The following is a 25434-nucleotide window of genomic DNA, read 5'->3' as shown; positions in this document are numbered from 1 at the left end:
CGGGTTCAGGCCGTCCGCAGGAACCGGTCGAGGACCCGCACGCCGAAGTGCAGTGCCTCCACCGGGACCCGCTCGTCGACGCCGTGGAAGAGCGCCTGGTAGTCGAATCCCTCGGGGAGCTTGAGCGGGGCGAACCCGTAGCCGGTGATGCCGAGGCGGGAGAACTGCTTGGCGTCCGTACCGCCCGACATGCAGTACGGGACGACGTGCCCCTCGGGGGCGAACGCCTCGACCGCGGCACGCATCGTGCGGTACGTGGGCGAGTCGACCGGTGCCTGGAGGGCCACCTCGCGGTGGTAGTACTCCCAGTCGACGTCCGGACCGGTGAGCGTGTCGAGGGTGGCCCGGAACTCGTCCTCGGTGCCCGGCAGATAGCGGCCGTCGACGTGCGCGGTGGCCTCGCCGGGAATCACGTTGATCTTGTATCCGGCGGACAGCATCGTCGGGTTGCTGCTGTTGCGCACGGTCGGCGCGACGAGGTCGGCGGCCGGGCCGAGCGCGGTCAGCAGCGCGTCCACGTCGAAGCCGGGCGCGTCGAAGTCCGGGGCGGGGATGCCGTAGACGGCGGCCATCTCGGCGAGGGCGGCGCGCACGGTCGGGGTGAGCCGCAGCGGCCACTGGTGGTCACCGATGCGGGCGACGGCGGACGCGAGCCGGGAGACCGCGTTGGCCCGGTTCACCTTGGAGCCGTGGCCGGCCTTGCCGCGTGCGGTGAGCTTGAGCCAGCCGGTGCCGCGCTCCCCCGCCGCGATCGGGTAGAGCTGCGTGCCGCGCCCGTCGTGGAAGGTGAAGGCGCCGGACTCGCTGATGCCCTCGGTGCAGCCCTCGAAGAGGTCGGCGTGCTGGGCGGCGAGGAAGTCGGAGCCGTCCTCGGCACTGGCCTCCTCGTCGGCGGTGAAGGCGATGACGATGTCGCGCCGCGGCCGGAATCCGACGCGGGCCCATTGCCGTACGGTCGCGAGGATCATCGCGTCCATGTTCTTCATGTCGACCGCGCCGCGGCCCCACACCACGCCGTCGCGGATCTCGCCGGAGAACGGGTGCACGCTCCAGTCGGCGGCCTCGGCCGGCACGACGTCCAGGTGGCCGTGGACCAGCAGGGCGTCGGCGGTCGGGTCGGTGCCCTCGATCCGGGCGACGACGTTGCCGCGGCCGGGCGTGCGCTCCAGGATCGTCGGCCGCAGGCCCGCCTCGGCCAGCTTGGCGGCCGCGTACTCGGCGGCGGGGCGCTCCTCGCAGTCGCCGCCGCCGCGGTTCGTGGTGTCGATGCGGATCAGCTCGGACGTGAAGGTGACGACCTCGTCGAGGGCCTGCTGGTCCACGTCGGCGGCGATCAGGGTCTGCTGCTCAGCCATACTGCTCCTCCACCGCGGCCGAGGCGATCGTGGTGACCGCCTTGAAGGTGCGGATGCCCTCGTACATGGTCTCGTGGGTGTAGGCGATCCTGCGCTCGCCGACGCGCTCCACGCCCGGCACGACGGTCGACGCCATGGCGAGGTGCTCGGCGTCGAACTCGACCTCGACGGTGAACGGGCCGCCGCACACCGGCTCGTGACGCACCGCCAGGGAGGCGGCGTCCTCGGCGGCGGCCCGGATGTCGGCGGCCGTCCGCGCCGGGGTGCGGCACACCGCCGCGTACCGGGAGACGTGGTCCTTGACGGCGACCTTGCGGGCCTCGGGCGCATAGCCGAGGGCGTCGTCGCAGGCGTGGTCGTCGCCGGTGACGAGGACGACGGGGACGCCGTACTCCGCCACCACGTGCGCGTTCAGCAAACCTTCGCTCGCGCGCACGTCGTTGACCCACACGCCCGTGATCTGGTTCGCCAGATAGGTGTGGGCGAGGACGCCCTCCATGCCCGCGCCCGCGTGGTAGCCGATGAACGCGATGCCGTCGACGTCGCCGTGCTGGACGCCCTCCACCATGGAGAGCGACTTGTGACGGCCCGTCAGCATCTCGGCCCGCTCGTCGAGCTGCTCGAGGAGCAGATTGCGCATCGTCCAGTGCGCTTCGTTGATGAGCACCTCGTCGGCGCCGCCGTCGAGGAAGCCGAGCACCGCCGCGTTCACGTCCGAGGTGAACATCGCGCGGCAGCGCTCCCACTGCGGTGTGCCCGGCAGGACGTCGGCGGGCCAGGTCACACCCGTCGCGCCCTCCATGTCGGCGCTGATGAGGATCTTCATGCCCTGCACCGTACGCGGATCCGGCCGCGCCCCACCAGGCCTGTGGATAACTCTCAGGGGTATAGACCAATGTCTTACCCGTAAGGCGGAGTTCTGCCTCGTCAGAGGCCCGACCGGCCACCGGGAGGCCGGCGGCCGGCGTCGGAAGCACCCTTGCGGGGCTCTAGTCCTCGTGGCCCAGCTGAAGGTCGCGCTCGGTGCGGCCGCCACCGGCGACCTGGAGAACCGTGGCCACCGGCGGGTACCCGGCCGCGATGACCGTGTACTCGCCCGACGACAGGTCGACGAAGCGGAACGTGCCGTCCGGGCCCGTGGTCAGCGTGTCGACGACATTGCCCGCGGCGTCGAGCAGGGTGACCCGGGCGTCCTCCACCACGCGCCCGCCGCTCGCGCGCACGGTGCCGCGCAGCACCGCGCCGCCGGCCAGTTCCACGTCCTGCCGGGTCTCCCGGGAGGCCATGACGGTGACGGGGAGCGCGGCGGGCCGGTAGGCGGGGGCGCTGGCCGCCAGCGTGTACTCACCGGCGACCAGTTCGGTGATGACATAGCCGCCCTCGCGGCCGCTGCGGGTGGTGGAGACGACCTCGCCGTGCACGTTCGTCAGCGTGACGGTCGCGTCCCGTACGGGCGTTCCGTCCGCGGTGAGGACGGAACCCGCGAGCCGGCCGGCGCCGCCGAGGACGACATCGAGCTCGACCGGCCGCTCGCCGACGGTCACCGTGACCGCCTGCGGCTGGTGGCCGCCGGCCGCCGCGATCAGGACGTAGGAGCCGGCGCCGGGCGTCGACAGGGCGTAGCGGCCGTCCTCGCCGCTGGCGCCGCGCCCGATCTGGGTGCCGCCGACGTCGATGAGGGTGAGCGCGGCGCGCGGTACGACCGTGCCGTCGGGGTGCTGCACGGTGCCGCACACCGGGACACCGGCGGCGTACGCGGTGGCACGCTCCTGCGCGGGGACGACCGGCTGCGGGGACGGAGAGGGAGCGGCACTGGACAACAGAGGGGTCTCCTTGAGGAAGAAGGCGAGCACCAGACCCAGGACGAGGACCGGCACCAGGTAGAGGAAGATCCGGGGCATCGCGTCGGCGTACGCCTCGATGTACGGGGTGCGCAGGCTCGGCGGCATCGCGTGCACGAGCTGCGGGGTGATCGACTCGGCGTCGGGCAGGTGGCCGCCGCGCGGCAGCCGGTCGGCGAGCGCGTCCCCGAGCCGGTTGGCGAAGAGCGTGCCGAAGATCGCGGCGCCGACGCTGCCGCCGATCTGCCGGAAGTAGTTGTTGGCGCTGGTGGCCGTGCCGAGGTCGGACGGGCGGACCGAGTTCTGCACGGCGAGGACGAGGACCGGCATGATCAGGCCGATGCCGGCGCCGAGCACGGCCATGTAGACGCTGTACTCCAGGCGCGGGGTGTCGACTTCGAGGCGGGAGAGCAGGAACATGCCGAGGGTCGACAGGGCGCCGCCGAGGATCGGGTAGATCTTGTAGCGGCCGGTGTGGCTGATGAGCTGGCCCGAGATGATCGAGGCGCCGACGACGCCGCCCATCATGGGCAGCATCAGCAGTCCGGACTCCGTGGCGGTGGCGCCGTCGACCATCTGCAGGAAGGTCGGCAGATAGCTGGCCGCGCCGAAGAGGGCGACGCCGACGACCATGCCGACCAGGCCGCTGAGGTTGAAGACCGAGTCGCGGAACAGCCGCAGCGGGATCAGGGGTTCGGCCGCGTACTTCTCCGCGACGACGAACAGCGCGCACGACACGACGGCCCCGGCGCCGAGGCCGATGATGACCTTGTCGCCCCACGCGTACTCGGTGCCGCCCCAACTGGTCAGCAGCACCAGGCAGGTCGACGCGGCGGCGAGCAGCAGGGCGCCGAGGACGTCGAGGCGGGCCCGCTTCGTCGGCTTGGGGAGTTTGAGGACCACGGCGGTCACGGCGAGGGTGACGAGCCCGAAGGGGACGTTGATGTAGAAGCACCAGCGCCAGGAGAGGTGGTCGGTGAAGTAGCCGCCGAGCAGCGGGCCCGCGACCGAGGCGAGGCCGAACGCGGCGCCGATCAGGCCCATGTAGCGGCCGCGTTCGCGCGGCGGCACGATGTCGCCCATGATCGCCTGGACGCCGATCATGAGACCGCCCGCGCCGACGCCCTGGACGGCGCGGTACGCGATGAGCTGGTCCATGTTCTGCGCGCGGCCCGCGAGCGCGGAGCCGATGACGAAGACGGCGATGGCGAACTGGAAGACGCCCTTGCGGCCGAAGAGGTCGCCCAGCTTGCCGTAGATCGGCAGGCCGATGGTGGAGGTCAGCAGGTAGGCGGTGATCGCCCAGGACATCTTGTCGAGGCCGTGCAGCTCTCCGACGATCTTCGGCAGCGCGGTGGCGACGATCATCTGGTCGAGCGCGGCGAGCAGCAGCGCCAGCATCAGCCCGACGAAGACCATGCGCACCCGGCTCGGGCTGAGCCCGTGGGCGGGCAACTGCGGTGCGGCCTCGACCGGTAGGGGTTCCGTCGGGAGGTCCGTCACCGGCGGTTCGGGGGCGGCACGCCGCTCCCCGACCGCCTCGGTCACCAGCGTCGTCGTGCCCACCTGCAGCTCCCCTCGTCACTCTTGCGCGCCCATTTCTCGCATTGCGCGACAACGGGGAGCAAGCGCGACGAATCGCTGTTCAGGCGGGCCTGATGGACGTATGCGCCGGTCGGAGCCCTACGGCGTACAACCGGCGCGAAACGAAAACCACTCGAATCGGTGAGCACCGCACAGACATGCACGTGCCCACGGCGACAGGCGCATCGACGGACGCGCCGGCGGGTGGGTTACTTCTCGACCTCGGCGGCCAGGTTGGCGAGCAGGGCGTCGTAGATGCGGCCGAGGCCCTTGGGCGCGAAGGTCTTCTCGAAGAAGCCGCCGATGCCGCCCGCGCCGTTCCAGACGGTCGAGACGACGACGCGGGACCTGCCCTCGCCGGCCGGGGTGACGCGCCAGGTCGTCACCATCGACGAGTTGCGGTCCTTCTCGACGAGCTCGCCCTCGGTCGGCTCGCTCACGTCGAGCAGGCAGTCGCGGACCCGCTTGCTGGTGGCCTGGAGCTTCCAGTGCACGACGGTGCCCTCGCCGTCGCCGCCCTCCTGCACCTCGTACTCGCTGAAGTGCTCGGGCAGCAGCTTCTGGCGGGTGCCGCTGTAGTCGGCGAGGGCGTCGAACACATCGTCCGGCTTCGCGGTGACGACCCGCTCCGTGGTGGCCTCGACCTGCGCCATGACTCTTCCTCCAGCACTTGGTTCTTCCGGGTCCTGCACGAGTGGTGCCAAGCCAACCACCCCGCCCGCCAGCCGCCAAACCCGGGGTTCGCACGATCAAGGGAACATGTGTTCTATTCTGAGGTCAGTGCTACCGAGGAGGCGTCATGCGCTGGGAGAACCTCACCGGACTCAGGGACGAGCCCATGGACCACGGGCGGGCCGGGGACGCCGCGCTCTTCGGCGCGGACGCGGTCGTGACCCGTACCGTCGACACCCCGGAATTCAGCGGGGTAACGTTCCACGAGATCCGCGCGCGGTCCATCGTGAACCGGGTGCCGGGCGCGTCCCGGATGCCGTTCGAGTGGACCGTCAATCCCTACCGGGGCTGCACCCACGCCTGCGTCTACTGCTTCGCGCGCAACACGCACAGCTATCTGGACCTGGACACGGGGCTCGGCTTCGACAGCCAGATCGTGGTGAAGGTGAACGCGCCGGAGCTGCTGCGCCGCCATCTCGCCTCGCGCCGCTGGCACGGCGAGCACATCGCGATGGGCACGAACGTCGACTGCTACCAGCGGGCCGAGGGCCGCTACCGGCTGATGCCCGGGATCCTGGAGGCGCTGCGCGACTACGCGAACCCGTTCAGCATCCTCACCAAGGGCACGCTGATCCTGCGCGACCTCGATCTGCTGCGGCAGGCCGCCGACGTCACCGACGTCGGGATCTCCGTGTCGGTCGGCTTCGTCGACCAGGAGCTGTGGCGCACGGTCGAGCCGGGCACCCCCGCCCCCGAGCGCCGCCTCGACGTCGTACGGGCCCTGAGCGACGCGGGCATCGGGTGCGGGGTGCTGATGGCGCCGGTGATCCCCTTCCTCGGCGACCGCCCCGACCAACTGCGGGCGACCGTGGCGGCCGTCGCGCGCGCCGGCGGGACCTCCGTGACGCCGCTCGTGCTGCATCTGCGGCCGGGCGCGCGCGAGTGGTTCATGAGCTGGCTCGCGCACACCCACCCCCACCTCGTACGCCGGTACGAACGGCTGTACGCGGAGGGCGCCTACGCGCCGAAGTGGTACCAGCGCCGGGTGACCCGCCAGGTGCACGAGCTGGCGGAGGAGTTCGGCATCGGGCCCTCGCGGGCGGCCGGGTTCCGCGCGCCGCGCCTCCCCGAGCAGCGCGGCGCGCCCCGGCCCGCCGAGCCGACTCAACTGACGCTCATGTGACCCCGGGGCGGGCCGCCGGGCTCAGTGGAGGCTGCCGATCAGGGTCCGATCGAACGGGGTGAGTTCGCCGACCTGTCCGGCGAGGACCTTCCGCAGCCATTCGGGGTCCCCGAGCAGGGCCCGGCCGACCGCCACGAGGTCGAACTCATCGCGCTCCATGCGGTCGAGCAGCTCACCGATGTCGGTGACCGTGGCCTGCGCGCCCTGGAAGACCTCCAGGAACTCGTTGCTGAGGCCCACCGAGCCGACGCTGATGGCGGGCTTGCCGGAGAGCTTCTTCGCCCAGCCCGCGAGGTTGAGGTCGGACCCCTCGAACTCGGGGAGGTGGAAGCGCCGGGTGGAGCAGTGGAAGGCGTCGGCGCCCGCGTCGACCAGGAGGCCGAGCATGGTCCCCAGTTCCTGGGGCGTCTCGGCGACCCGCGCCTGGTAGTGGTTCAGCTTCCACTGGGAGAACCGGAAGGAGATCGGGAAGTCCTCGGAGACGCTCTCCCGGCAGGCGGCCACGATCTGGGCGGCGAACCGGGTGCGGCCGACGATGTCACCGCCGTAGGCGTCGGTGCGCCGGTTGGTGAACGCCCACAGGAACTGGTCGATGAGATAGCCGTGCCCGCCATGGATCTCGATGCCGTCGAAGCCCAGCGACTCGGCGGCCGCCGCGGCCGTGGCGTAGGCGGCGACGACGTTGTCGATGTCCGCCTGGTTCATCTCCTTGCCCGACTGCGAGCCGTCCAGGGCGATGCCCGAGGGGCCCACCCGCGGGGCGTCGGGGACCGGCGGAGCGCCCGCCGCGCGCTCCATGCCGACGTGCCAGAGCTGCGGCATGATCCGGCCGCCCGCCTCATGGACGGCCTCGGCCACGGCCGCCCAGCCGGCGAGCGCCTCGTCGCCGTGGAACCGGGGGACGCGGGCGCTGCTGCCCGCCGAGTCGTGGCCGACGTAGGTGCCCTCGGTGATGATCAGGCCGACCCCGGCGGCCGCCCGTCGGGCGTAGTACCGCGCCACGTCCGCGCCCGGCACTCCGCCGGGGGAGAACTCGCGGGTCATCGGGGCCATCACGACCCGGTTGGGCAGGGTGAGACCTCCCAGGGAGAACGGGCGGTCCAGGACGTCCCGGGCACGTTCGACGGAGTACTTGGGCATCGGTGTTCGCCTTCGGATAGGGGCCGGCCGCACGGCGACGGGGGATGTTTCCGTGCGCCCGGCTGCTTGGGTGGGAAGGGGAGGCGAGGCGGAGCGGGGCCGCGCTCAGTCCCCCGAAGAGGCCCGGGCGGAGTCCTTCCCGGCCTCGGCTTCGGTCCCGGCGTCCGGCGGTCCCGCGGGGGCCGGGATCAGGGGCGGCGTCGCGCGGACGAACCACGCCGTGCCGAACGCGAGCGCGGAGACGACTGCCGCGCCCAGGAGCACCCCGTGCAGCCCGCTGCTGACGGCGTCCTTGACCGCGTCGCGCGTGGCGGTCGTCATGTCCTTCAGCTGCGCCGGGGTCAGCGCGCCGCCCGCGGTGAGCCGTTGCTGCGCGGCGGAGCCGAGCCGCTCGGTCAGCACCTCGCTCATGCGGCTGCTCTGCAAGGCACCGAGCAGGGCGACGCCGAGGGAGCCGCCGATGGTGCGCACCAGGGTGACCGTGCCGGTGGCCGCGCCCATGTCCCGCGGGTACGCGTTGTTCATGGTGGCGACCATGGTGGCCTGGATCAGCGCGCCGATCCCCACCCCGATGACCAGGGTGTACGCGGAGGCCGCGGCGAGCGGGGTGTCGGTGCCGAGCAGGAGGAGGAGCAGCGCGCCGGCGAGGGCGGTGCCGCCGCCGGCGAGCGCCACGACGCGGTCCATGCCGCCGCGGTCCATCAGCCGCCCGGTGGTCAACTGGGCCGTCAGCATGCCGAACATGAGCGGCAGGATGAGCAGGCCACTGGCCGTGGACGACGAACCCTGGACGAACTGCATGTACTGCGGCAGGTAGTTGACGACGGAGAAGAGGACGGCGCCGGCCAGGAAGCTGAGGATCTGGGCGAGGGTGAAGTCCCGGCGGGCGAACAGCCTGGGCGGCGTGACCGGTTCTGCGGCGCGCAGTTCCACGCGTACGAACCAGGCCAGGGCGAGCACCACGACCACGGCGAGCACGGCGATCTGCCAGGAGGTCCAGGCGTAGGTGGTGCCCGCCCAGCCGGCCAGCAGGGTGAGGGCCAGGATGCCGGTGGTGAGCAGGGCCGTGCCGAGCCAGTCGATGCGGCCCGTGACACGGGCCGGGGGCAGCCGGACGCCCCGGGTGATCGCCAGCAGCGCGACCACGCCGACGGGCACGTTGACGTAGAAGGCCCAGCGCCAGCTCATGTAGTCGGTGATGAAACCGCCGAGCAGGGGGCCGCCGACGAAGGCGACCGGCATCATGACGCCCACCATCGACTGGATGCGGCCGCGGTCCCGCGCGGGCACCACCACGCCGATGACCGAGAGCGCGCCGACCATCAGGCCGCCCGCGCCGAGGCCCTGGAGACCGCGGAAGGCGATGAGTTGCCCCATGCTCTGCGCCAGGCCGCACAGGACCGTGCCGACCAGGAACAGCGTCACGGAGCTCAGGCAGGCGCCCTTACGCCCGTACAGGTCCCCGAGCTTGCCCCAGACGGGGGTGGACGCGGCCATGGTGAGCAGGTAGGCGGTCACCGCCCAGGAGAAGTGTTCGAGGCCGCCGAGGTCGCCGACGATCGTGGGGAGCGCCGTACTGACGAGCTGTCCGTCGAGCGTCGCCAGGAAGATGCTGAGCATCAGCCCGAAGACGCCGAGGCGGGGCAGGCCCGGCCGGTCGGGCGTGGGAGTGTCGGTTGCGGGGTCGTTCATCGCTGCCCCCAGGGCACGAGTGGAGGGATGTCAGACGGCGTACGGGCGGGCCTGCCGTGCCGTGCGAAGGGCCTGCCCCCACCAGGTGAGCTGGTCGAGCATGGCCTTGGCCGCGACGTCGCTCGCGGGGTCGCTCGGCTTGCCGTCGGCGCCGAAGACCTCGCCGTAGTTGTGGAAGCTGACGGTGTTGCGGATCGTGACCGCGTGCAGCTCCGCGAGGACGACACGGAGCTGTTCGACGGCGCGCAGGCCGCCGGCGATCCCGCCGTAGGAGACGAAGCCGACCGGCTTGGCGTGCCACTGCTCGTTGTGCCAGTCGATGGCGTTCTTCAGGGACGCGGGGAAGCTGTGGTTGTACTCGGGGGTGACGATCACGAAGGCGTCGGCACCGGCCAGCCGCGGGGTGACCGCGCCGAGCAGGGACACGACCTCGTCGCTGGGCGGCCGGCCGAACGCCGGGAGGACGGTGGGCAGGGGCGTGTCGACCAGGTCGATCAGGTCGGCCTCCATGTCCTCGCGCTCGGCGATGTGTCCGGCGATCCAGTCCGCGACGACCGGGCCGAACCGCCCGTCCCGGGTACTGCCGATGAGCACCGCGATGCGGAGGGTGTCGTCAGTCGCGTCGGCCATGGGGGGCTCCTCGGTTGTGTACGCCGTATCTTTCTCGTACAACGTACACACCGTCGTGTACGTTGTCTACTCCTGATACAATGTACGCAGCACTGTCCGTCGGAAGGAACCGAAGCGATGACCGCCCGGGAGAGACAAGCAGCGAGCGAGGGCAAGGACCGCGTCTCCGTGTGGGAGCGTCTCGAACGACCGGCGCCCACCCCTCGCACCGTCCTGGCCCCCCTGCGGATCGCGAAGACCGCCGTCGCCATCGCGGACGCGGAGGGACTCGACGCGGTCACCATGCGCCGCCTCGCCACCGAGCTCGGCGTCGCCCCCATGGCCGCGTACCGCTACGTCACCGGCAAGGACGAACTCCTCGAGCTGATGGTGGACTTCGTCTACGCGGAGCTGGAGCTGCCCGACAGCAAGGATGACTGGCGCACGAGCCTGCGGTCGGTCGCCCTGCGCATAAGGGAGGTCCTGCTGCGGCACTCGTGGGTGACGCGGGCGACCTGGTGCGCGCCGACCCCGAACCAGTTGGCCGTGACCGAGGCCGGACTGGCCGCGCTCGACGGCCTCGGCCTCGACGCCGACGACACCATGGCGGTCTACAACACCCTCATCTCCTATGTGCACGGCGCGGTGGACTCGGAGATCGGACTGACGCAGATGCTGCGCGTGCGCGGCTGGTCCAACCGCGAGGAGGCCCGCGCCGGGCTGGCCTCGCAGATGGCCTGGCTCATGACCACCGGCCGGTACCCGATGTACGCGCGCTACATCACCGAGGCCCAGCGCAAGGACGACCCGCAGTGGCAGTTCGAGGCCGGCCTGGACGCCGTCCTCGACGGCATCGCGGCGCGCCTGGCGATCTGAGGACATCACCAGGACAGGCCGGTTCAGATAATCGAAGGCCCGCTACAGAGAAATTACATGTAGCGGGCCTTCCCTTGTCCGTCGTTGAATCCAGGAAATAGATTCGCCGCACTGAGAAGCGGTGGGGGAAATGACGCACGGATTCAAGGACAACACGGATACCGACCGTACGACGACCATCGGACCGACGGAGTGCGAGGGCGCCGCCTGCCTGCGCAGCGTCGCCGCGGGACGCACCCCGGAGCTGGCCGTCGCCGGAAGCCGGCTCTGCCCGAACTGCCGGCTCCGGCTCACCCACGACCTGCGGCGGCTGCCGCGCCTGCACGAGGAGTGCGGGCAGTTGCTGACCGGCGCCGACCGCCCGCGCGACCGGACGTCCGGCGGCGCCTCCGTGCCGGGACTGCCCTTCAACACGGCCGCCGCCGAAGCCCGTTCGGAGATCACCGGGACCCTGCGGTCGTGGGCCGCGCTGGTGGCCGAGGAGAGGCGCCTCGGCGCCCCGCGGGACACCCCGGCCCAGATCGCCGACTTCCTGCTGACGCACTCCGCCTGGCTGCACGCGCACCGGGCCGCCGGCGAGCTGTCCGTCGAGGTGGCGCGGTGTGTGCGCCGGGCCCGCCGGGTCATCGACCCCGCTCCGCGGCGCCGGATCCCGGTCGGCGACTGTGTCGTGCCGGGCTGCGCCGGCACGCTCACGGCGGCCGTCCGGCCCGGCGGCACCGGGCCCGCGGTGGAGGTCTGCTGCGACTCGGAGCCCGCGCACCGCTGGTCCGGGCAGGAGTGGATGCGGCGCGAGGGCCGGCCCGGCCCGGAGCACACGGAGCCGGCGGTGCGCTGGATGAGCGCCCGGGACATCGCCGCGCTGTGGGGCGTCGCGCCGGGCAGCGTCTACCGGCGCGCCAGCGAGGACCGGTGGCGCCGCCGCGCCGTCAACGGCCGGACCTACTACCACGAGCAGGACGTCCACGCGTCGTCCGCGACCCGCGCCTGACCGACACGGCGTCGGCCTTCGCGACAACGGCTCCACCAGGGTGAACCCGCCCTGGTGGAGCCGTTTTTTCGTCGCTCACGAAAATTCGATTTAACAAGTTTCTGACTCAAGCATGTCCTTGTACTGGAATACGGGTATTGACATCCGCCGGGATTCCGAAGAAGCTTCTCATTAGCTTCCGCAGAACTGTGCCGCTTCACCCGGCACGCACGTCATCGCGGAAAAGCATCAAGCGGCGCACCGATGTCCCATTCCGGTGTGCCGCTTCGTCATTCCGACCCTTTTGACGCCCCGGAGGACACATCCATGGACGCTTCCGTCATCGTCGCCGGCGCGGGTCCCACCGGACTCATGCTCGCCGGGGAGCTACGGCTCGCGGGAGTCGACGTCATCGTGCTGGACCGGCTCCGGGAGCGCACCGGCGAGTCCCGCGGCCTGGGCTTCACGACCCGGACGATGGAGGTCTTCGACCAGCGCGGGCTGCTGCACCGCTTCGGCGACATGGGCACCGGCAACGCCGGCCACTTCGGCGGGCTGCCGGTGGACTTCGGCGTCCTCGACAGCATCCACCAGGCGGCCAAGACCGTGCCGCAGTCGGACACCGAGACGATGCTCGAGGGCTGGGCCCGCGAGCTGGGCGTGGACCTGCGGCGCGGCCACGAGCTGATCACCCTGCGCGATCACGGCGACCACGTCGAGGCCGAGGTGCGCGGCCCCGACGGCGAGGAGGCGCGGCTGACGGCCTCGTACCTCGTGGGGTGCGACGGCGGCCGCAGCACCGTGCGCAAGGCCGCCGGCTTCGACTTCCCCGGCACCGCGGCGACCATGGAGATGTTCCTGGCGGACATCAAGGGCGTCGACCTGAAACCGCGGCTGATCGGCGAGACGTACTCGGGCGGCATGGTCATGAGCGGCCCGCTCGGCGACCGCGGGGTCACGCGCATCATCGTCTGCGAACGCGGTGCGCCCGCGCGCCGGCGCACCGAGCCGCCCGCGTACGCGGAGGTGGCCGCGGCCTGGCAGCGGATCACCGGCACCGACATCTCGCACGCCGAGCACGAGTGGGTCAGCGCGTTCGGCGACGCGACCCGGCTCGCCACCGAGTACCGGCGCGGCCGGGTGCTGCTGGCCGGGGACGCCGCGCACATCCACCTTCCGGCGGGCGGCCAGGGCATGAACACCGGCATCCAGGACGCCCTGAACCTCGGCTGGAAGCTGGCCGCCGTGGTCCGCGGCACCGCGCCCGAGACGCTGCTCGACACCTACCACGGCGAACGGCACGCGGTGGGCGAGCGGCTGATGATGAACACCAGGGCGCAGGGCCTGCTCTTCCTCAGCGGCGACGAGGTCCAGCCGCTGCGCGACGTACTGGCGGAGCTGATCCGGTACGAGGAGGTCAGCCGCCATCTCGCCGGCATGGTGAGCGGCCTGGAGATCCGCTACGACGTCGGTCCCGGCCGCCATCCCCTGCTGGGGCTGCGGATGCCGCAGCTGGAGCTGGTCGGCGACCGGCGCAAGACCAACAGCACCGAACTGCTGCGCGCGGGGCGGGGCGTGCTGCTCGACCTGGAGGACAACGCCGTCCTGCGCGAGCGCGCGGCCGGATGGTCGGACCGCGTGGACATCGTCACCGCGGAGCCCCACGGCGTCCTGGCCGACAGCCCGCTCTCGGGCACGTCGGCGGTGCTGGTCCGCCCGGACGGTCACGTGGCCTGGGCCGCGCCGGGCAGCCACCACGATCTGCCCATGGCACTGGAGCGCTGGTTCGGTCCGTCCAAGATCCAGCAGGCCTGACAAGGAGAGACGTATGCACAGCACACTGATCGTGGCCCGGATGGAATCGCATTCGGCCGCCGACGTCGCTCGCCTCTTCGGCGAGTTCGACGGCACGGACATGCCGCACCTGATGGGCACGCGGCGCCGGCAGCTCTTCGCCTACCGCGGCCTCTACTTCCACCTCCAGGACTTCGACTCCGAGGACGGCGGCGAGCGGATAGAGGCGGCCAGGACGGACCCGCGGTTCGTCGGCATCAGCGACGACCTCAAGCCGTTCATCACCGCCTACGACCCCGCCACCTGGCGCTCCCCCGCCGACGCCATGGCGCAGCGCTTCTACCACTGGACCGCCCGGTGAGCGGCCCGGAGGGCAGGCGGGTCGTGATCACCGGTGTCGGCGTCACCGCGCCGGGCGGCGTCGGCGCCAAGGACTTCTGGAGCCTGCTGGCCGACGGGCGCACCGCGACCCGCCGCATCAGCTTCTTCGACCCCGCGCCGTTCCGCTCGCAGATCGCCGCCGAGGTCGACTTCGACGCCGAACTGATGGGCCTCGGCGCCCAGGAGATCCGGCGGATGGACCGGGCGGCGCAGTTCGCCGTGGTCACCGCGCGCGAGGCGGTGGCGGACAGCGGACTCGAGTTCGCCGCCCTGGACCCGCACCGGACCGGCGTGACCATCGGCAGCGCGGTCGGCGCGACGATGGGGCTCGACGAGGAGTACCGGACCGTCAGCGACAGCGGACGGCTCGAACTGGTCGACCACACGTACGCGGTCCCGCACCTCTACGACTACATGGTGCCCAGTTCCTTCGCGGCGGAGGTGGCCTGGGCGGTGGGCGCCGAGGGACCCAGCACGGTGGTCTCCACCGGCTGCACCTCGGGCCTCGACGCCGTGGGCTACGCCGCCGAACTGATCCGTGAGGGGTCGGCCGACGTCATGGTGGCCGGCGCGGCGGACGCCCCGATCTCGCCCATCACCGTGGCCTGCTTCGACGCGATCAAGGCCACCACCTCGCGCAACGACGACCCGGAGCACGCCTCCCGCCCGTTCGACGGGACGCGCAACGGGTTCGTGCTCGGCGAGGGTTCGGCGGTCTTCGTCCTGGAGGAGCTGGCCAGCGCCCGGCGGCGCGGCGCCCATGTGTACGCGGAGATAGCCGGGTACGCCACGCGCAGCAACGCCTTCCACATGACGGGCCTGCGCCCTGACGGACGGGAGATGGCCGAGGCGATACGGGTCGCCCTGGACGAAGCGCGGCTCGCTCCGGAGGCCGTCGACTACGTCAACGCGCACGGTTCGGGCACCAAGCAGAACGACCGGCACGAGACCGCCGCGTTCAAGCGCGGCCTCGGCGCGCACGCGTACGCCGTGCCGGTCAGCTCCATCAAGTCGATGGTGGGGCACTCCCTGGGCGCGATCGGCTCGATCGAGATCGCGGCGAGCGTCCTGGCGATGGAGAACAACGTGGTACCGCCCACCGCCAACCTGCACACCCCCGACCCCGAGTGCGACCTCGACTACGTACCGGTCACCGCGCGGGACTGGCGCACCGACGCCGTGCTCTCCGTGGGCAGCGGCTTCGGCGGTTTCCAGAGCGCCATGGTGCTCGCCCGTCCCGAACGGAGGCCGGCGTGAGCGGGTCCCGCGTACGGGTCGCCGTCACCGGACTGGGCGTGGTCGCCCCCAACGGCCTGGGCGCGGAGGCGTACTGGACGGCGACCCGCAAGGGAACGAGCGGCATCGGCCGCGTCTCCCGCTTCGTCCCCGACCGGTACCCCGCCCAACTGGCGGGGGAGATCGGGGAGTTCGATGCCAAGGAGCATCTGCCGGGCCGGCTTCTGCCGCAGACCGACCGGATGACGCAGCTCGCTCTCGTGGCCGCGGACTGGGCGTTCGAGGACGCCTCGGTGCGCCCCGAGGAGCTGCCCGAGTTCGAGATGGGCGTGATCACGGCCAGCTCCTCGGGCGGCTTCGAGTTCGGCCAGCGGGAGTTGCAGGCCCTGTGGAGTCAGGGGAGCCGGTACGTCAGCGCGTACCAGTCGTTCGCCTGGTTCTACGCCGTCAACAGCGGCCAGATCTCCATCCGCAACGGCATGCGGGGACCGAGCGGTGTGGTCGTCAGCGACCAGGCCGGCGGCCTCGACGCGGTCGCTCAGGCGCGGCGCCAGATCCGCCGGGGCACCCGCCTCGTGATGTCGGGTGCCGTGGACGCCTCGATCTGCCCCTGGGGCTGGGTCGCCCAGATGGCGAGCGGGCGGCTGAGCACCAGCACCGACCCGGAGCGGGCCTATCTGCCCTTCGACGCCGGGGCGCACGGCCACGTGTCCGGCGAGGGCGGCGCCCTGCTCGTCCTGGAGGAGCTGGAGCAGGCCCGGGCCCGGGGCGCGCGACACATCTACGGTGAGATCGCCGGGTACGGCTCCACGCTCGACCCCCGGCCGGGCAGCGGGCGTCCCGCGGGTCTGCGCAAGGCGATCGACCTGGCGCTGGCCGACGCCGGGGCCGCGCCGGACGAGATCGACGTGGTGTTCGCCGACGCGGCCGCCGTCCCCGAGCTGGACCGGATCGAGGCCGCGGCGATCAACGACGTGTTCGGACCCGGCGCGGTGCCGGTCACGGCGCCCAAGACGATGACCGGGCGGCTGTACTCGGGGGCGGCTCCGCTCGACCTGGCCGCCGCGTTCCTCGCCATGCGCGACGGGGTGATCCCGCCGTCCGTCGGCGTCACCCCCGACCCCGAGCACGGCCTCGACCTGGTCGTCGGCCAAGAGCGGACCGCCCCGGTGCGCTCCGCGCTGGTGCTCGCCCGCGGCCACGGCGGCTTCAACTCCGCGGTCGTGGTCCGCTCGGCCGACTAGGGCCTGTCGTCGCCCGCGGGACGGCTCCGCGGTTTCTGGTGCGTGCGCTCGGCGTGCCGGGTGCAAGGTCTCGTACCGGATGTACTCGGCCTTGCGCCCGGTGCGGCGAGCGCGCGGGCCAGGCGTCGCGGGGCGGGCGGGACTTCACGGACACGGCCCAGGACCACTCCTTCGGATCGTGCCGGGGCGGAGCAAGCGCCCGAGGACCCGGGGCATCGACGGCGGCGAGGATCCGCCGGTGGCGCGGGACCGGCTCGACCGACTCCATCGCAGCAACGAAAGGACACTCCCCCATGGCTTCTCACGAGTTCACCCTCGACGACCTCAAGCGCATCCTGCGCGAGGGGGCCGGCGCGGACGAAGGCGTCGACCTCGACGGGGACATCATCGACACCGACTTCGAGTCGCTCGGCTACGAGTCCCTGGCGATGCTGGAGACCGGTGGCCGCATCGAGCGCGAGTTCGGCGTCACCCTCGACGACGACACGCTGACCGACGCCAGGACCCCGCGCGCGCTGATCGAGACCGTGAACGCCCTGCTGGTGCCCGCCGAGATCGGCTGAGCCCCGCCCGCACCCCGCCGCCGGTCCCCGTCGACGCCTTCGACGGGGACCGGCGGCGCGCTGCCCGCTCCTCCCGCTTCTCCCCGCGCGCCACCTCGCGCCCCCACTTTTCCGCAGGAGACAGACATGACGCAGCACAGTCCGAAGGTCGCCCTCGTCACCGGCGCGACCAGCGGCATCGGCCTCGCGGTGACCAGGCTGCTGGCCGAGCAGGGACACCGGGTGTTCCTGTGCGCCCGCACCGAGGACAGCGTGACCCGTACGGTCAAGGAACTCCTCGACGAGGGTCTCGACGTGGACGGCGCCCCCTGCGACGTCCGTTCCGTCGACGACATACGACGCTTCGTGCGGCAGGCCGTCGAGCGCTTCGGCCCGGTCGACGTGCTCGTCAACAACGCCGGCCGGTCCGGCGGCGGGGTCACCGCCGAGATCGCCGACGACCTGTGGCACGACGTCATCGCCACCAACCTCGACAGCGTCTTCCTGATGACGCGCGAGGTGCTCACCACGGGCGGCATGGCCGACAAGGACCGCGGCCGCATCATCAACATCGCCTCCACCGCGGGCAAGCAGGGCGTGGTGCTCGGCGCCCCCTACTCGGCCTCCAAGCACGGCGTCGTCGGCTTCACGAAGGCGCTCGGCAACGAGCTCGCGCCCACCGGCATCACCGTCAACGCGGTCTGCCCCGGTTACGTCGAGACGCCGATGGCGCAGCGCGTGCGCCAGGGCTACGCGGCGGCGTACGACACCGACGAGGACGCCATCCTCCAGAAGTTCCAGGCGAAGATCCCGCTCGGCCGCTACTCGACGCCCGAGGAGGTCGCGGGCCTGGTCGGCTACCTGGCGTCCGACACCGCCGCCTCCATCACCTCCCAGGCGCTGAACGTCTGCGGCGGCCTGGGCAACTTCTGAGCCGCCCGGCACCTTGTGAGCCACCACGGAGGAGACCCCATCATGACGACCCGTCAGGTCGAGCACAGCATCACCGTCGAGGCCCCGGCCGCCGCCGTCTACCGGCTGCTCGCCGAGGTGGAGAACTGGCCGCGGATCTTCCCGCCCACCATCCACGTCGACCACGTCGAGCGCGGCTCGGGCGAGGAGCGCATCCGGATCTGGGCCACCGCCAACGGCGAGGCGAAGAACTGGACCTCGCGCCGCACCCTGGACCCCGAGAACCTGCGGATCACGTTCCGCCAGGACGTCTCCACCCCGCCGGTCGCCGCCATGGGCGGCACATGGATCATCGAGCCGCTGTCCGGGACGTCCTCGCGGGTGCGGCTGCTGCACGACTACCGGGCCGTCGACGACGACCCGGAGGGCCTGAGCTGGATCGACCGGGCCGTCGACAGCAACTCCCGCTCGGAGCTGGCCGCGCTGAAGACCAACGTCGAACTGGCCCACGCCTCCGAGGAGATCACGTTCTCCTTCGAGGACACCGTGCGGATCGCCGGCGCGGCCAAGGACGCATACGACTTCATCAACGAGGCCAGCCTGTGGGTGGAGCGGCTCCCGCACGTGGCCTCCGTCCGCTTCGCGGAGGACACTCCGGGGCTGCAGACCCTGGAGATGGACACCCGCGCCAAGGACGGCTCGACGCACACCACCAAGTCGTACCGGGTGGTCTTCCCGCACCACCGGATCGCGTACAAGCAGGTCACCCTGCCCGCGCTGATGACCCTGCACACCGGTTGCTGGACCTTCACGGAGAACGCCGACGGCGTCGCCGCGACCTCGCAGCACACCGTGGTCCTCAACACGGCGAACATCGCGGCGGTGCTGGGCCCGGACGCCACCGTCGCCGACGCACGGGCGTACGTCCACGGCGCACTGAGCACCAACAGCCGCGCCACCCTTGGCCACGCCAAGGCGTACGCCGAGAACAAGCGCTGACCGTGGCCGCGCCGGACACGGACGTGCTGGTCGTGGGCGCCGGACCGGTCGGCCTGCTGCTCGCCGGGGACCTGCGCACGGGCGGGGCGCGGGTGACGGTGCTGGAGCGGCTGGCCGAGCCCACCACCGAGTCGCGGGCGTCGATCCTGCACGCCCGCACCATGGAACTGCTGCACGAGCGGGGCCTGACCGACCGGCTCGGGCCGCCGCCGGACGCCGGCTTCGGCCACTTCGGGGGCATCCCCCTCGATCTGGCCGAAGCCGGCGACAGTCCGTACGCCGGACAGTGGAAGGCGCCGCAGACCCGCGTCGAGGCCGTTCTCGCGGACTGGGCGACGGGCCTCGGCGCCGAACTGCGGCGCGGACACACGGTGACCGCACTGGCCGAGACGCCGGACCGGGTCCATGTCGTCGCCACCACGCCGACGGGCGAGCGGCTGCGGCTGACCGCCGCGTACGTCGTGGGCTGCGACGGCGAGGAGAGCACCGTACGGCGGCTGGCCGGCTTCGCGTTCCCCGGCGTCGGCCCCACCAAGGAGCTGCTGCGCGCGGACCTGAGGGGCGTCGACCTGCGGGAGCGGCGCTTCGAGCGGCACCCGGGCGGGGTGGCCAACGCCCGCCGCGGGCCGGACGGCGTCACCCGCGTCATGGTGCACGCCTTCGGCCGGGCACCCGGCGCGTCGCGGACCCCCTCCTTCGAGAAGATCCGCGCGGTGTGGGCCGACGTCACCGGCGAGGACCTCGGCGGCGCCGAGCCCGTCTGGCTCGACGCGTTCCACAACGCCCGGCGCCAGGTCGCCCGGTACCGCCTCGGCCGGGTGTTCCTCGCCGGGGACGCCGCGCATGTCCAGTTGCCGGTGGGCGGGCAGGCCCTCAACCTCGGTCTGCAGGACGCGGCGGACCTCGGCGGCAAGCTCGCCGCCCACCTCGCCGGCCGGGCCGGTGAGGAACTGCTCGACACCTATCACGCCGTCCGCCACCCGGTGGGCGCCCGCGTGCTCGGCAACATCGAGGCGCAGGCCCATCTGCTGTTCGGCGGGCCCGAAGTGGACGGTGTGCGGACGGTGTTCAGGGAACTGCTCCGGATACCGGCGGCCCGCCGCCACCTCGCCGCGATGATCAGCGGGCTCGACGGCGGCGGCCCGGCCGCCCCGGGGCCCGGCGCCCCGCCCGCGCCCAGCGCTCACGGCACGCACGGACCGAATCGTCAGCACACGACGCACAGGAGGATCACCATGGGCAAACTCACCGGAAAGACCGCGCTCGTCACCGGTTCCAGCCGCGGCATCGGCCGGGCCACGGCGATCCGGCTGGCCCGCGAGGGCGCGCTGGTCGCGGTGCACTGCTCCAGCAACCGGGAGGCCGCCGACGAGACCGTCGCCGCCATCGAGAAGGAGGGCGGCCGGGGCTTCTCGGTGCTCGCCGAGCTCGGAGTGCCCGGCGACGTCCACGAACTGTTCCTGGCCCTGGAGCGGGAGCTGAAGGAGCGCACCGGCTCCGTCACGCTCGACATCCTCGTGAACAACGCGGGCGTCATGGGCGGTGTGGCCCCCGAGGACCTCACGCCCGAGGCGTTCGACCGCCTCTTCGCCGTCAACGCCAAGGCGCCGTACTTCCTCGTGCAGCGCGCGCTGGACAACCTCCCCGACGGCGGCCGGATCATCAACATCTCCTCCGGACTGACCCGGGTCGCCAACCCGCAGGAGGTGGCGTACGCGATGACGAAGGGCGCCATCGACCAGCTCACCCTGCACTTCGCCAAGCACCTCGGCCCCCGCGGCATCACCGTGAACAGCGTGGGCCCCGGCATCACCGACAACGGCACCCCGGTCTTCGACGACCCGGAGGCGGTCGCGGCCATGGCGAACTACTCGGTCTTCGGCCGGGTCGGCGAGACCCGGGACATCGCCGACGTGGTGGCCTTCCTCGCCGGCGACGACTCCCGCTGGATCACCGGCTCCTATCTGGACGCCAGCGGCGGCACCCTGCTCGGCTGAGCGGGCGGACGGCCGAGCCGATGACGACGCTCTCCACACCCGCCTCCTCCCGCACCGGCGCCGGACAGCGGGCCCTGCTCTTCGTGCTCGCCGGGAACATGCTCATCGACGCCCTGGAAGTCTCCGTCATGCTGGTCGCGCTGCCGGCCATGGGGCGGGACCTCGGACTGTCGACGCTCGGCAGCCAGTGGGCGATGAGCGGCTTCGCCGCCGGTTTCGCGGCACTGCTGCTGCTCGGTCCGCGTCTCGTCGCCCGGTGGGGCAGGCGGCGCGTGTACCTGGCCGCGTTGCCGGTGTTCATCGCCGCCTCGCTGGTCGGCGGGCTCGCCCACGAGGGCGTCCTGCTGATCGTCACCCGGGTGGTGAAGGGCATGTGCGCGGCACTGACCGCGCCCACCGGGCTTGCGATCATCAGCACCACGATCCGGCCGGGAGCCGAACAGCGCCGGGCGGTGTCGGTCTACTCCCTCTTCGGGGCGGCCGGCTTCACCGCGGGCCTGCTGTCCTCGGGGGCGCTCACCGAACTGAGCTGGCGCTGGAACCCGGTGTTCCCCGCCCCGGTCGCCCTGCTGCTGCTGGCGGCCGGCGCCCGGCTCATCCCCCGCGACACCGCGCCGCCGCCCGCCCCGGCGCTGAGGACGACCCTGGCGGGGCTGCTGCGCGACGCCGCGTTCCGGCGCTCGGCCGTGTGCGCGGCCACGCTCAACGGCACGTACCTGGGCCTGCTGTTGGTGCTCACCCACCGGCTGGCCGATCAGTGGGGGTGGAGCTCCTGGCGCACGGCGCTCGCGTTCCTCCCGGCCTGTGTGCCACTGGCGCTCGCGCTGCCCTTCGCCGGCCGGATGGTGGCGCGCTTCGGCACCGAGCGCCTGATCAGGGCCGGGAGCTGCGCCGCGGCGCTCGGCTGCGGGACCGCCCTGCTGACCGGGGCGCCGACGACGTACGCCACCGGAGTGCTGCCCGCGCTGCTCCTGGTGGAGGCCGGCTTCGTGCTGTCCTTCGCGGCCCTCAACCTCCAGGCCACGGCCGGGATCGCGGCCGAGCGGCGGGCTGCCGCGGTGCCCGTCTACCAGACGGCCGTGCAGCTCGGGGCGGTGCTCGCGCTACCGGTCACGGCCGTCGCCCTGGGCGGCGGTCACCGGGGCGCTCTGGCGTTCCTGACCGCCCTGTCGGCGACGGGCGCGCTGGTCGCCTGCACGGCCCGCCCCGGCGGGAGCGGCGCCGCGCCCTGACGGCGCCGGTCCGCACTCACCCCGGTTCCTCCCCCACCGGCGCGCCACCGCGCTCTCGAACCCGAACGGAGTTTCAACGATGCGTGTCCTGTTCACCATCTTCCCGGCGACGGCACATCTGTATCCCGTCGTGCCGCTGGCCTGGGCGTTGCAGAGCGCCGGGCACGAGGTCGTCGTGGCGAGCCACGCGGGCGTCGTGGACCCGGGGGTGATCACGAACATAGGCGCGGCCGGGCTCACGGCCGTACCGCTAGGTTCGCCGGAGGAGCTGCCGGAGGCCCTGAGCAAGGACACCGGGGACAGCAAGCCGAACCGCCCCTCGCTCGCCTTCGACGCGTTCGAGCCGGAGGAGTCGCAGGGCTGGCGCACGGCGCGCGCGATCCTCACCGGCATGTTCCGGATGCACTACCCCGAGCCCGAGGAGCCGGGTGGCCGCAGGCCCGTGCTGGACAACCTGGTCGACTTCGCCCGCGCCTGGCAGCCCGATCTGGTGCTGTGGGACCCGCTGATGTTCCCCGCGCCGGTGGCCGCGCGGGTCACCGGCGCCGCGCATGCCCGCCTGGTCTGGGGCACGGACAACATCGCCCTGATCCACGAGCGGACGAAGCGGGAACTGGCCCGGCCCGGAGCCGAGTCGACCGAGCACCCGTGGGAGGCCTGGTACGGGCCGATGCTGGAGCAGTACGGGTTGGAGTTCGACGACGAGATGCTGCTCGGCCAGTGGACCGTGGACCTGACCCAGTCCAGGATGCGGCTGCCGCTCGACCTCACGCACGTGCCGGTACGGCGGGTCCCCTACACCGGGGCGGCCCCGCTGCCGGCCTGGCTGCACCACCAGCCGGAGCGTCCGCGGGTGGTGCTCACCCTGGGGGTGAGCCGCCGCAAGCTGTTCGGCAAGTACAGCGGCTTCCCCGTGCGGGAGTTCTTCGACTCGGTGTCCGCCCTGGACGTCGAGGTCGTCGCCACCCTCAACAGCGAGCAGCTCGCCGCGGTCGGCACCCTGCCCGACAACGTCCGCGCGGTGGAGTACGTGCCGCTCAACCAGGTCCTGCCGACCAGTTCGGCGGTGATCCACCACGGCGGGGGCGGCACGTTCGCCGCCGCCGTCAACTTCCAGGTGCCCCAGCTCGTCGTGCCGCTGCCGATGTGGGACGAGATGGTCACCGCCCGGTACGTCGAGGAGATGGGGGCGGGTCTGGTCGCCGATCCCGAGGCGCTGGACGTCGCGGGCCTGCACAAGCAGCTCGTGCGGCTCCTGCACGAGCCGTCGTTCTCCCACGGCGCCCGCCGCCTGTACGACGAGATGCTCGCCGCGCCCGCGCCGAAGGACATCGTGCCCCTGCTGGAGCGCCTGACCGCCGAGCGCCGCTGACCGCGCCCGCAGCGGCCGGAAAGGACTGTCCGTCAGATGCGCGTACTGGTGATCTCCACCCCTGTCCCGTCCCACTACCTGCCCCTGGTGCCCCTGCTGTGGGCGCTGCGGTCGGCCGGCCACGAGGTGACGGTGCTGTGCCAGCCCGATGTGCTGGGCGCGGTCCGGGCCTCCGGGCTCACCGCCGTCGCGGTGGGCGAGCCGTTCGACGTCGACGCCATGCTGCTGAGGGACCTGCCCCCGGGGCAGCGGCCCCTTCAGGCGCGGCCCCGGCCGGCCCCTGAAGTGCTCGGCGGCTACGGCAGGCTGTGGTGGGCCCACGCCACCGCCCACCTCGACCGCTACGGCGCCTTCGCCGACGCCTACGGACCCGAGCTGATCGTCGCCGACCCGCTGGAGTACTGCTCCCTGCTCATCGGCGCCCGGCTGGGCGTGCCGGTGGCGCATCACCGGTGGACGGTGGACGCGATCTCCGGCGCCGCCCGCCGCTTCGTGCGCGCCGGCGCCGGGGCGCCGGACGCGGCGGCGCTGCCGGATCCGACCGTGCTGCTCGACCCGTGCCCGCCGGGCCTGCGGATCCCGGGCGGCGAGCCGGGTGTGCCGATCAGGTACGTGCCCTACAGCGGGGGCGCGCAGACACCGGCGTGGGTGCGGGCGGACCCCGGCCCGGGGGCCGGGCGGCGGCGGGTCGCGGTCTCCCTGGGCAACACACCGGCCCTGCACGGCGAGCCGTTCATCCGGGGCCTGCTGCACGCCCTCGCCGCCCGCCGTGACACCGAACTCCTCGTCACACTGCCGCAGCCGTACCGCGCGGGGGTCGGGCCGCTGCCGGGCAACGTGACGGTCGTCGACCCGCTGCCCCTGCATCTGTTCCTCAGGACCTGCGACGCGATGGTCCACCACGGCGGGGCCGGTACGGCGATGACCGCCACCGCGTTCGGGCTCCCGCAGTTGGTGCTGCCGCAGTTGGCGGACCACTTCCCGCTGGCCGACCGGCTCACCGCGGCCGGCGCCGGGCTGTCCTTCGAGACCCCCGCGCAGCAGGACGATCCCCGGGTCGTCGGCCAGGCCCTGGACGAGTTGCTGTCCGACCCGCGCCATGCCGCGTCGGCCCGCCGGCTGGGCGCGGAGATGGCCGCGATGCCGTCCCCCGCCGAGGTGGCCGCCGATCTCGTACGACGGGCGCGGGCGGCCACCGAACCGAAAGAGGCGAGCGTGTCGTGCGCATCGAGGAAATGACCATCCCCGGCACCTACCTGATCACGCCCGAGCAGATTCCGGACGAGCGCGGGACGTTCTACGAGTCCTGGCGCGGCGACGTGCTGGAGAGCGTGACCGGAGTCGCCTTCCAGCCCCGGCAGATCAACTACTCCGTGTCGAGACGGCACACCCTGCGCGGCATCCACAGTGTGCGCATACCCCCCGGGCAGGCCAAGTACATCACCTGCGTACGCGGTGTGCTGCGGGACATCGTGGTGGACCTGCGGATCGGCTCCCCGACCTTCGGGGAGCACCGGGTCAACGAGATCGACGCGGACTCCGGCACGTCCCTCTACGTCCCCGAGGGCGTGGGCCACGGATTCCTCGCGCTCAGCGACGACGCCTGCATCTGCTACGTCGTCTCCTCCGCGTACGTGCCGGGCACGCAGATCGACATCAACCCGCTCGATCCCGATCTCGCGCTGCCCTGGAACTGCCCTCAGGCACCCCTCATCTCGGACAAGGACGCGAAGGCGCCGACCGTGGCCGAGGCCGTACGGGCAGGTCTCCTGCCCCGATTCAGCAAGGCGGGTACAGCGTGAG

At 72.3% G+C, this 25434-nt stretch carries 22 protein-coding genes; 15 read left to right on the top strand and 7 right to left on the bottom strand.

Annotation, left to right across the window (positions count from 1 at the left end):
- Positions 1–5 precede the first annotated feature (5 nt).
- The 4 genes from ABII15_RS31790 to ABII15_RS31775 all read right to left on the bottom strand — a co-directional run bounded on the left by ABII15_RS31790 (position 6) and on the right by ABII15_RS31775 (position 5433).
- The gene (locus ABII15_RS31790; protein WP_353945719.1) at positions 6–1355 is read right to left on the bottom strand and encodes a M20/M25/M40 family metallo-hydrolase; all 1350 of its coding nucleotides are present in this window, start codon (positions 1353–1355) and stop codon (positions 6–8) included.
- Positions 1348–2181: a M55 family metallopeptidase gene (locus ABII15_RS31785; RefSeq protein ID WP_353945718.1), complete on the bottom strand. Its 834-nt coding sequence runs from the start codon at positions 2179–2181 to the stop codon at positions 1348–1350. The genes ABII15_RS31790 and ABII15_RS31785 overlap by 8 nt, the downstream gene beginning before the upstream one ends.
- 163 nt (positions 2182–2344) lie before the next feature.
- Complete coding sequence (locus tag ABII15_RS31780; protein ID WP_353945717.1) at positions 2345–4762, bottom strand: DHA2 family efflux MFS transporter permease subunit; 2418 nt, start codon at positions 4760–4762, stop codon at positions 2345–2347.
- Between the two features lie 227 nt (positions 4763–4989).
- A complete protein-coding gene (locus tag ABII15_RS31775; RefSeq protein WP_353945716.1) occupies positions 4990–5433 on the bottom strand; it encodes an SRPBCC family protein in 444 nt (147 codons plus the stop codon).
- A 146-nt stretch (positions 5434–5579) separates the two neighbouring features.
- Between ABII15_RS31775 and ABII15_RS31770 the strand changes: the two genes are divergently transcribed.
- Entirely contained in the window at positions 5580–6635 is a 1056-nt protein-coding gene (locus ABII15_RS31770; protein WP_353945715.1) for an Rv2578c family radical SAM protein, read from the top strand.
- Positions 6636–6656: 21 nt separating this feature from the next.
- On the opposite strand, the gene ABII15_RS31765 is transcribed toward ABII15_RS31770, so the two are convergent.
- The 3 genes from ABII15_RS31765 to ABII15_RS31755 all read right to left on the bottom strand — a co-directional run bounded on the left by ABII15_RS31765 (position 6657) and on the right by ABII15_RS31755 (position 10097).
- Positions 6657–7775 (bottom strand): NADH:flavin oxidoreductase, encoded by a 1119-nt coding sequence (locus ABII15_RS31765; protein WP_353945714.1) that lies wholly within the window; start codon positions 7773–7775, stop codon positions 6657–6659.
- Between the two features lie 105 nt (positions 7776–7880).
- A complete protein-coding gene (locus tag ABII15_RS31760; protein ID WP_353945713.1) occupies positions 7881–9467 on the bottom strand; it encodes an MDR family MFS transporter in 1587 nt (528 codons plus the stop codon).
- 30 nt (positions 9468–9497) lie between these two features.
- Positions 9498–10097 (bottom strand): NAD(P)H-dependent oxidoreductase, encoded by a 600-nt coding sequence (locus tag ABII15_RS31755; protein ID WP_353945712.1) that lies wholly within the window; start codon positions 10095–10097, stop codon positions 9498–9500.
- Positions 10098–10214: 117 nt separating this feature from the next.
- Here ABII15_RS31755 and ABII15_RS31750 point away from each other — a divergent pair, with 117 nt between their 5' ends.
- The 14 genes from ABII15_RS31750 (at position 10215) to rfbC (ending at position 25433) form a co-directional block, all read left to right on the top strand.
- Positions 10215–10952: a TetR/AcrR family transcriptional regulator gene (locus ABII15_RS31750; RefSeq protein ID WP_353945711.1), complete on the top strand. Its 738-nt coding sequence runs from the start codon at positions 10215–10217 to the stop codon at positions 10950–10952.
- A gap of 130 nt (positions 10953–11082) precedes the next feature.
- On the top strand, positions 11083–11943 hold the full coding sequence (locus ABII15_RS31745; protein ID WP_353945710.1) for a hypothetical protein: 861 nt from the start codon (positions 11083–11085) through the stop codon (positions 11941–11943).
- Between the two features lie 306 nt (positions 11944–12249).
- Positions 12250–13737, top strand: a complete 1488-nt coding sequence (locus ABII15_RS31740) for an FAD-dependent monooxygenase (protein ID WP_353945709.1) — start codon at positions 12250–12252, stop codon at positions 13735–13737.
- Positions 13738–13750: 13 nt separating this feature from the next.
- Entirely contained in the window at positions 13751–14077 is a 327-nt protein-coding gene (locus ABII15_RS31735; RefSeq protein WP_353945708.1) for a TcmI family type II polyketide cyclase, read from the top strand.
- Positions 14074–15354 (top strand): beta-ketoacyl-[acyl-carrier-protein] synthase family protein, encoded by a 1281-nt coding sequence (locus ABII15_RS31730; protein ID WP_353945707.1) that lies wholly within the window; start codon positions 14074–14076, stop codon positions 15352–15354. The genes ABII15_RS31735 and ABII15_RS31730 overlap by 4 nt, the downstream gene beginning before the upstream one ends.
- Positions 15351–16577, top strand: a complete 1227-nt coding sequence (locus ABII15_RS31725; RefSeq protein ID WP_353945706.1) for a ketosynthase chain-length factor — start codon at positions 15351–15353, stop codon at positions 16575–16577. The genes ABII15_RS31730 and ABII15_RS31725 overlap by 4 nt, the downstream gene beginning before the upstream one ends.
- A gap of 293 nt (positions 16578–16870) precedes the next feature.
- Positions 16871–17140, top strand: coding sequence for an acyl carrier protein (locus ABII15_RS31720; protein WP_353945705.1), 270 nt, complete (start codon positions 16871–16873; stop codon positions 17138–17140).
- A gap of 126 nt (positions 17141–17266) precedes the next feature.
- Positions 17267–18052: a 3-oxoacyl-ACP reductase FabG gene (gene fabG / locus ABII15_RS31715; protein WP_353945704.1), complete on the top strand. Its 786-nt coding sequence runs from the start codon at positions 17267–17269 to the stop codon at positions 18050–18052.
- Positions 18053–18094: 42 nt separating this feature from the next.
- On the top strand, positions 18095–19030 hold the full coding sequence (locus ABII15_RS31710) for an aromatase/cyclase (RefSeq protein ID WP_353945703.1): 936 nt from the start codon (positions 18095–18097) through the stop codon (positions 19028–19030).
- A 2-nt stretch (positions 19031–19032) separates the two neighbouring features.
- Positions 19033–21027, top strand: coding sequence for an SDR family oxidoreductase (locus ABII15_RS31705; RefSeq protein WP_353945702.1), 1995 nt, complete (start codon positions 19033–19035; stop codon positions 21025–21027).
- Positions 21028–21047: 20 nt separating this feature from the next.
- Positions 21048–22259 (top strand): MFS transporter, encoded by a 1212-nt coding sequence (locus ABII15_RS31700; RefSeq protein ID WP_353945701.1) that lies wholly within the window; start codon positions 21048–21050, stop codon positions 22257–22259.
- 79 nt (positions 22260–22338) lie between these two features.
- Positions 22339–23631, top strand: a complete 1293-nt coding sequence (locus ABII15_RS31695; RefSeq protein WP_353945700.1) for an activator-dependent family glycosyltransferase — start codon at positions 22339–22341, stop codon at positions 23629–23631.
- A gap of 36 nt (positions 23632–23667) precedes the next feature.
- Entirely contained in the window at positions 23668–24870 is a 1203-nt protein-coding gene (locus tag ABII15_RS31690) for a nucleotide disphospho-sugar-binding domain-containing protein (RefSeq protein ID WP_353945699.1), read from the top strand.
- Complete coding sequence (gene rfbC / locus ABII15_RS31685; RefSeq protein ID WP_353945698.1) at positions 24852–25433, top strand: dTDP-4-dehydrorhamnose 3,5-epimerase; 582 nt, start codon at positions 24852–24854, stop codon at positions 25431–25433. The genes ABII15_RS31690 and rfbC overlap by 19 nt, the downstream gene beginning before the upstream one ends.
- Position 25434: the final 1 nt, after the last annotated feature.

The sequence above is a fragment of the Streptomyces sp. HUAS MG91 genome (genome assembly GCF_040529335.1).
Taxonomy (GTDB): domain Bacteria; phylum Actinomycetota; class Actinomycetes; order Streptomycetales; family Streptomycetaceae; genus Streptomyces; species Streptomyces tabacisoli.
This window is presented reverse-complemented; position numbering and strand designations above follow the sequence as displayed.

What these genes read in the sequence shown, in the direction of transcription:
- ABII15_RS31765 (WP_353945714.1), bottom strand. Translation starts at nt 7,775, where the DNA reads ATGCCCAAGTACTCCGTCGAACGTGCCCGGGACGTCCTGGACCGCCCG.
- ABII15_RS31775 (WP_353945716.1), bottom strand. Translation starts at nt 5,433, where the DNA reads ATGGCGCAGGTCGAGGCCACCACGGAGCGGGTCGTCACCGCGAAGCCG.
- ABII15_RS31760 (WP_353945713.1), bottom strand. Translation starts at nt 9,467, where the DNA reads ATGAACGACCCCGCAACCGACACTCCCACGCCCGACCGGCCGGGCCTG.
- ABII15_RS31745 (WP_353945710.1), top strand. Translation starts at nt 11,083, where the DNA reads ATGACGCACGGATTCAAGGACAACACGGATACCGACCGTACGACGACC.
- ABII15_RS31790 (WP_353945719.1), bottom strand. Translation starts at nt 1,355, where the DNA reads ATGGCTGAGCAGCAGACCCTGATCGCCGCCGACGTGGACCAGCAGGCC.
- ABII15_RS31720 (WP_353945705.1), top strand. Translation starts at nt 16,871, where the DNA reads ATGGCTTCTCACGAGTTCACCCTCGACGACCTCAAGCGCATCCTGCGC.
- ABII15_RS31690 (WP_353945699.1), top strand. Translation starts at nt 23,668, where the DNA reads ATGCGCGTACTGGTGATCTCCACCCCTGTCCCGTCCCACTACCTGCCC.
- ABII15_RS31770 (WP_353945715.1), top strand. Translation starts at nt 5,580, where the DNA reads ATGCGCTGGGAGAACCTCACCGGACTCAGGGACGAGCCCATGGACCAC.
- ABII15_RS31695 (WP_353945700.1), top strand. Translation starts at nt 22,339, where the DNA reads ATGCGTGTCCTGTTCACCATCTTCCCGGCGACGGCACATCTGTATCCC.
- ABII15_RS31785 (WP_353945718.1), bottom strand. Translation starts at nt 2,181, where the DNA reads ATGAAGATCCTCATCAGCGCCGACATGGAGGGCGCGACGGGTGTGACC.
- ABII15_RS31755 (WP_353945712.1), bottom strand. Translation starts at nt 10,097, where the DNA reads ATGGCCGACGCGACTGACGACACCCTCCGCATCGCGGTGCTCATCGGC.
- ABII15_RS31750 (WP_353945711.1), top strand. Translation starts at nt 10,215, where the DNA reads ATGACCGCCCGGGAGAGACAAGCAGCGAGCGAGGGCAAGGACCGCGTC.
- fabG (WP_353945704.1), top strand. Translation starts at nt 17,267, where the DNA reads ATGACGCAGCACAGTCCGAAGGTCGCCCTCGTCACCGGCGCGACCAGC.
- ABII15_RS31735 (WP_353945708.1), top strand. Translation starts at nt 13,751, where the DNA reads ATGCACAGCACACTGATCGTGGCCCGGATGGAATCGCATTCGGCCGCC.
- ABII15_RS31700 (WP_353945701.1), top strand. Translation starts at nt 21,048, where the DNA reads ATGACGACGCTCTCCACACCCGCCTCCTCCCGCACCGGCGCCGGACAG.
- ABII15_RS31710 (WP_353945703.1), top strand. Translation starts at nt 18,095, where the DNA reads ATGACGACCCGTCAGGTCGAGCACAGCATCACCGTCGAGGCCCCGGCC.
- ABII15_RS31740 (WP_353945709.1), top strand. Translation starts at nt 12,250, where the DNA reads ATGGACGCTTCCGTCATCGTCGCCGGCGCGGGTCCCACCGGACTCATG.